The organism is Mycobacterium sp. E2733 (assembly GCF_001667585.1).
Classification (GTDB): Bacteria; Actinomycetota; Actinomycetes; order Mycobacteriales; family Mycobacteriaceae; genus Mycobacterium.
Map to the genome: position 1 here is coordinate 128,242 of NZ_LZJZ01000140.1, position 6,019 is coordinate 134,260.

Below are 6,019 nucleotides of genomic sequence, written 5' to 3' on the forward strand. Positions count from 1 at the left end.
TAGGTTGGCAACCTGTGACGGCTGATCCACTGGCTCCGTTGATGGAGTTGCCGGGCGTCGCCGAGGCCAGCGACCGGGCGCGCGACGCCCTGGGCCGTGCCCATCGGCACCGGGCCAATCTGCGTGGCTGGCCGGTGACCGCCGCCGAAGCGGCGTTGCGGGCTGCCCGCGCATCCTCGGTGCTCGACGGCGGTCCGGTCCGGCTGGAAGACCTCGCGGACGCCGGGGCCGTGAGTGATCCGGTGTTCGGCGGGGCGCTGCGGGTGGCCCAGGCGCTGGAAGGCGGCGAGGGTCCCCTGGTCGGGGTTTGGCGCCGGGCACCGCTGCAGGCGCTGGCCCGCCTGCACATGCTGGCGGCGGCCGACCAGGTCGACGAGGACCGGCTGGGCCGGCCCCGCGCCGACGCCGGGGTCGGGCCCCGGCTGGAGTTGCTCGCGGATCTGGTGAGCGGCGGCACTCAGGCGCCGGCGCCGGTGGTCGCCGCGGTCGCGCACGGCGAACTGCTGACGCTGCGGCCATTCGGCAGCGCCGACGGTGTTGTCGCTCGCGCGGTGTCGCGGTTGGTGACCATTGCCAGCGGGTTGGATCCACACGGATTGGGTGTGCCCGAAGTGAGCTGGATGCGCCAGCCGGCTGACTATCGCGACGCCGCCCGAGGCTTCGCCGACGGCACGCCGGTCGGGGTGGGGGCCTGGCTGGTGCTCTGTTGCCGGGCGATGCGGGCCGGCGCGCAGGAGGCGTTGACGATCGCCGACTCGCTGTCGAGTCGATAGCTGAATGGGTAGCCGGCGGCCGCATAAAACGCTGCCGGACAATGCAAAGCGGGCGACGTCCCGAAGTATTCGGTCCGCCGCCCGCTAGCACGGAACTCGGTTACCATGCGTGCATTTCGGGGCTGCGTGGGTTGGCCTCGGCGATCTTGCGACGCTTCGGTTGCAACCCCACCCAAAGGGCCGTCGACACCATCCACATTTCGCAATTACGCAGGCCCGCAACACTTCTGCCATTATCGCGGCTATGACTCCGCGTGGGTGCCGAGCACCGTGCTGGGCGCCCGGGTCGGGAGACCGAACCTTCTCTTCCGGATCGACCTAGGCCTCACCGGGCTTCCGTGGTTCCTTTGTACTACTAGACCCTTAACGCAGCAAGGCCCAATTTTGCGAAAATTGCGAAGCTGTGCGGAAATGCGTTTGCTGCGAAACGCTGGGCTAGAACGCGAAGCGGCGCAGCAGCGAATAGGTGACCGCGCCGGCGGCCAGCGCACTGACGCCCACCGCCGCGGTCGTCGCGATCGCCGCACCCGAGGGCGCCGGGATGCGGTCGCGCAGCGACACCGGCCGCGAGAACGACAGCACGGGCCAACCGCGTTCGACGGCTTCCCGGCGCAGTCCGCGGTCGGGATTCACCACGCTGGGGTGGCCGACGGATTCCAGCATCGGCAGGTCGGTGATCGAGTCGGAGTACGCGTAGCAATGCTCGAGTGGGTAGCCCTCGCGGGCGGCCAGCTCGCGGATCGCTTGCACCTTGCCCTCGCCGTAGCAGTAGAACGCTATCTCGCCGGTGTACCGGCCGTCCTCGACGACCATGCGGGTCGCCATCGCGTGGGTGGCGCCGAGCGCCCGGGCGATCGGCGCCACGATTTCCTCGCCGGAGGCCGAGACCACCACCACGTCGCGGCCGCACAACTTGTGGGCGGCGATCAGGTCCGCGGCTTCGGCGAACACCAGCGGCGTCACGATGTCGTGCAGCGTTTCGTTGACGATCGACTTGACCTGATCGACGTCCCAGCCGGTGACCATGTTGGTCATGTGGAGGCGCATTCGGTCCATCTGGTCATGATCGGCACCGGAGAGCAGGTAGATGAACTGGGCGTAGCTCGACTTGAGCACCGCGCGGCGGTTCAGCAGTCCCTGGTTGAAGAACGGTTTGCTGAACGCCAACGTGCTCGACTTGGCGATGATGGTCTTGTCCAGGTCGAAGAAGGCCGCGGTGCGGGCCCGGGGAGCGGAGGTCGCCGCCGTGTGCCGCTCCGCGGCCGGGTCGAAGACGGTCACCGACCCAGCATAGGTCGGTCGTCCTGCGGCGCCGTGTTTGTGGGCCCCGAAAGGCCGCTCAGCAAAGTGGGACCGACGGTAACGCCAGTGTTTTTGCGGCTCAACGTGTTCTTTCACAGAAAGAGCTATTGCGTTACCGCGGCTTGTCATGTGTATAGTAAGCATTACTCGGCCTGAGCCGAGGGTGTATCAGCCCGACCCCCCGGGGCTGATGCACGACGACCCTCGCCTCCTCCCCCCCTGGCGGGGGTCGTCCCTTTTCTAGGGTCTTTTTCGGGTCCGTTCCGCGCATACGGACCACGTAGCGCGGCCGTCCAAGTGGTTGCGGACATTCCCTCTCCCTTGCGCCGTCGGAGCGCCGCCCGATGCCTTTGTGCACACTCGCGTCTCTATCCACAAATGCGCATTTGGGACTGGCGTCCAACATCGCGAGCCCGCCAGAGTGGGCGCGTGACTAGCAGTTCCCAGGCCGATGTGGCGGCTTCCGCGGGCGTGCTGGCGGCGTTGGCGGACCCGGAACTGCGCCGGGAGCTGGATCGCGTGGCCGCGGCCGTGGGTGTCCGTGTGGTCCACGCCGGCGGCGCCCTGAGCCGCAGGACGTGGTCGGCGGCCGCGGCGGTGGTGCTGGACGAGGCGGCGGCCGAACGGTGCCGGCGGGCGGCGTTGCCGCGCCGCCCGCACGTGACGGTGCTGACGGCGGCCGACCCGGCGACCGCGACATGGGCGGCGGCCGTCGCCGTGGGCGCCGGTTTGGTGCTGCGGCTGCCCGAGCAAGAGCGCGACTTGGTGCGCGCGCTCGCCGAGGCCGCCGAATCATCGCGCGACAACGGGGCGCGCGGCGACGTCGTCGCCGTCATCGGCGGGTGCGGCGGGGCCGGCGCTTCCTCGCTGTCGGTGGCCCTGGCGCAGGCCACCGCCGACGCGCTGTTGGTGGACCTCGACCCGTGGGGCGGGGGCATCGATTTGCTGCTGGGCGCCGAGAATGCGTCGGGCTTGCGCTGGCCGGACCTCGCGCTGCAGGACGGCCGGCTCAACTGGTCGTCGGTGCGTGCGGCGTTGCTGCGGCACCGGGGAGTCAGCGTCCTGTCCGGCACCCGGCGCGGATACGAGTTGGCGGCCGGGCCGGTGAACGCCATCGTCGATGCCGGCCGCCGCGGCGCGGTCACGGTGGTCTGCGACCTTCCGCGCCGGCTCACCGATGCGGCGCAAGCGGCGCTTGATGCCGCCGACCTCGTCGTCGTGGTCAGCCGATGCGATGTGCGCGCGTGCGCTGCGACGGGTGCCCTGGCGCCGGTGCTGGGCGCCGTCAACCCCAACGTGGGATTGGTCGTGCGGGGTCCGTCGCCGGGCGGGCTGCGGGCGGCCGAGATCGCCGACATCACCGGGCTGCCCTTGCTGGCGTCCATGAAGGCGGAGCCCCGCTTCGCCGAGCAGCTGGAGCGCGGCGGCCTACGGGCCGGACGGCGATCCGCGCTCGCCGCCGCGGCCCGCGAGGTGCTCGCCGTGTTACCGTGCGCCTCTTCAGGGCCGGCGCGAAACGGCAGGGCCGCATGAGCGGCTCGCTGATCGACCGGGTGCGCGAGCGGCTGGCGGCGGAAGCCGTCCCGCTGGGCGCTCCGTTGGGGCCGAACGCCGTGGCCGCCGCGATCCGGGCCGAGTCCGGCGGGATGCTGGGCGACACGGAGGTGCTGGCCAACCTCCGGGTGTTGCAGACCGAGCTGACCGGCGCCGGCATCCTCGAACCGTTGCTCTGCGCAGACGGCACCACCGACGTCTTGGTCACCGCGCCCGATGCGGTGTGGGTGGATGACGGGAATGGCTTGCGGCGCACGCAGGTTCGGTTCGCCGACGAGGCGGCGGTGCGGCGCCTGGCGCAACGGCTGGCACTTGCCGCCGGCAGGCGCCTGGACGACGCGCAGCCCTGGGTGGACGGCCAGCTCGCCGGCATCGGCGCCGGGTTCTCGGTGCGCTTACATGCGGTGTTGCCGCCCGTGGCGACCGCGGGCACCTGCTTGTCGCTGCGGGTGCTGCGGCCCGCCAGCCAGGACCTGGCGGCGCTGACCGCGGCCGGCTCCTTGACTCCCGAGGCCGCCGTCCTGGTTGCCGACATCATCGCCGCGCGGCTGGCCTTCCTGGTGTGCGGCGGAACGGGGGCCGGTAAGACGACCTTGCTAGCGGCGATGCTCGGTGCCGTCGCGCCCACCGAACGGATCGTGTGCGTCGAGGATGCCGCCGAGCTGGCGCCCCGACATCCGCACCTGGTGAAGCTGGTCGCGCGGTGCGCCAACGTGGAGGGCGTCGGCGAGGTTCCGGTGCGCCAACTCGTGCGCCAGGCCCTGCGGATGCGGCCCGACCGCATCGTGGTCGGCGAGGTGCGGGGCGCCGAGGTGGTGGACCTGCTGGCGGCGCTGAACACGGGCCACGACGGGGGAGCGGGCACGGTCCACGCCAACAGCCCGGCCGAGGTTCCGGCCCGGCTGGAGGCGCTGGGCGCGCTGGGCGGTCTCGATTGCGCGGCGCTGCACAGTCAACTCGCCGCGGCCGTGCAGGTGCTGTTGCACGTCACCCGGGATCGGACCGGGCGGCGCCGCCTCGGTGAAGTCGCCGTGTTGCGCCAGATTGCCGGGAGGGTCCGGGCGGTCACGGTGTGGCATGCCGATGGGGGCATGACCGACGACGCCGACTTCCTGCATCGCTTGCTGCAGAGCCGGAAGCCGGCATGAACGGCCCCGTGGCCGGCGCGCTGCTGTTGGCGCTCGCCCTCATCGCCCTGCCGCCCTCACCGCGGCGCCGCCTGGCGCCGGTGGCGTCGAACCGTCGGTGGCGCCCGCGCACCGGGCCCGCTGCGGTTGGCTGGCTTGCCGCGGGGGTCGCGGGCGCCGCCGCGGGGTTGTTGCCGTTCACGACGGTGCTGGCCGTCGCGGTCGTGGGGGCGACCGCGAGCCTGCGCTATCGCCGCCGCCACCGCAGCCGGTCTGCCCTGCGCGAGGGACAGGCGATAGAAGGCGCGCTCGACGTGCTCGTCGGCGAATTGCGTGTCGGCTCGCATCCGGTGCGCGCGTTCGGCGTGGCCGCCGGCGAAACCGCCGGTGCGGTCGCGAAGTCGTTGCGGGCGGTCGCCGCCCGCGCCAGATTGGGGGCCGACGTCGCGGCCGGCCTGCGTGCCGCGGCGAAGTCCTCGACCCTGCCCGCGCACTGGGACCGCCTCGCGTTGTGTTGGCAACTCGCCAGCGACCACGGCCTGGCGATAGCCACCCTGATGCGAGCCGCGCAACGCGATATCGCCGAGCGGCAACGGTTCTCGGCGCGGGTGGCATCGAACATGGCCGGCGCGCGCGCAACCGCGGCGATCCTGGCGGGGCTGCCGGTGCTCGGCGTGCTGTTGGGCCAACTGATCGGCGCGCGACCGCTGGCCTTCCTGCTGGGCGGGCACGCAGGCGGATGGCTCTTGGTCGTCGGCTCGACCCTGGCGTGCGCCGGCCTGTTGTGGGCCGACCGCATCACTGATCGGCTCGAGTCGTGACGACGGCGGCGGTGTTGCTGGCCGTGGCCGCGTGGATCGGCCCCGGCCCGTCGCTGGTGCGGGCGCGGGCGCGGATACCGGTCCGCGAGCATCGTGTGCGTCCGGGGCGCGGGCCGGCGCACGGGCCCGACCCGCTGGCGGTCGCGTCCTGTCTCGACGTGCTAGCGGTGTGCCTGGGAGCGGGCATGGCGGTGGCCACCGCCGCGGCGGCCGCCGCGGCGTCGGCGCCGCCGACGTTGGCCCGCGTGCTGCGGCGCGCTGCCGACCTGCTGGCGCTGGGCGCCGATCCCGTTGTCGCCTGGACGATTACGCCGGCTGCCCGGGCCGGCGCCGCCGACGCACAGGTCGAAGTGTTGTTGCGGCTGGCTCGGCGGTCGGCGGCCTCGGGCGCGGCGCTGGCCGAGGGCGTCGCCGAACTGGCCGGTCAGGCGCGCCACGACGC

The 6,019-nt window shown here is 72.4% G+C and carries 6 protein-coding genes; 5 read left to right on the forward strand and 1 reads right to left on the reverse strand.

Annotated elements, in window-relative coordinates:
• Positions 1–14: 14 nt before the first annotated feature.
• Positions 15–773: an oxidoreductase gene (locus A5678_RS26180; protein ID WP_068049171.1), complete on the forward strand. Its 759-nt coding sequence runs from the start codon at positions 15–17 to the stop codon at positions 771–773.
• A gap of 435 nt (positions 774–1,208) precedes the next feature.
• Here A5678_RS26180 and A5678_RS26185 read toward each other — a convergent pair whose 3' ends face one another.
• A complete protein-coding gene (locus A5678_RS26185; RefSeq protein WP_068049174.1) occupies positions 1,209–2,054 on the reverse strand; it encodes an HAD-IB family hydrolase in 846 nt (281 codons plus the stop codon).
• 492 nt (positions 2,055–2,546) lie between these two features.
• Between A5678_RS26185 and ssd the strand changes: the two genes are divergently transcribed.
• The 4 genes from ssd to A5678_RS26205 all read left to right on the forward strand — a co-directional run.
• Entirely contained in the window at positions 2,547–3,608 is a 1,062-nt protein-coding gene (ssd, locus tag A5678_RS26190; protein WP_068049228.1) for a septum site-determining protein Ssd, read from the forward strand.
• Entirely contained in the window at positions 3,605–4,777 is a 1,173-nt protein-coding gene (locus A5678_RS26195) for a TadA family conjugal transfer-associated ATPase (RefSeq protein ID WP_068049225.1), read from the forward strand. Before ssd ends, A5678_RS26195 begins: the two co-directional genes overlap by 4 nt.
• Positions 4,774–5,577: a type II secretion system F family protein gene (locus tag A5678_RS26200; protein ID WP_068049177.1), complete on the forward strand. Its 804-nt coding sequence runs from the start codon at positions 4,774–4,776 to the stop codon at positions 5,575–5,577. The genes A5678_RS26195 and A5678_RS26200 overlap by 4 nt, the downstream gene beginning before the upstream one ends.
• Positions 5,574–6,019, forward strand: a 446-nt coding sequence (locus A5678_RS26205; protein WP_068049180.1) for a type II secretion system F family protein, incomplete at its 3' end; no start/stop codon positions are given. The genes A5678_RS26200 and A5678_RS26205, both read left to right, overlap by 4 nt.

Excerpts from the sequence above, each read along its gene's own strand:
- A5678_RS26195 (WP_068049225.1), top strand. The coding sequence starts at position 3,605 with ATGAGCGGCTCGCTGATCGACCGGGTGCGCGAGCGGCTGGCGGCGGAA.
- A5678_RS26200 (WP_068049177.1), top strand. The coding sequence starts at position 4,774 with ATGAACGGCCCCGTGGCCGGCGCGCTGCTGTTGGCGCTCGCCCTCATC.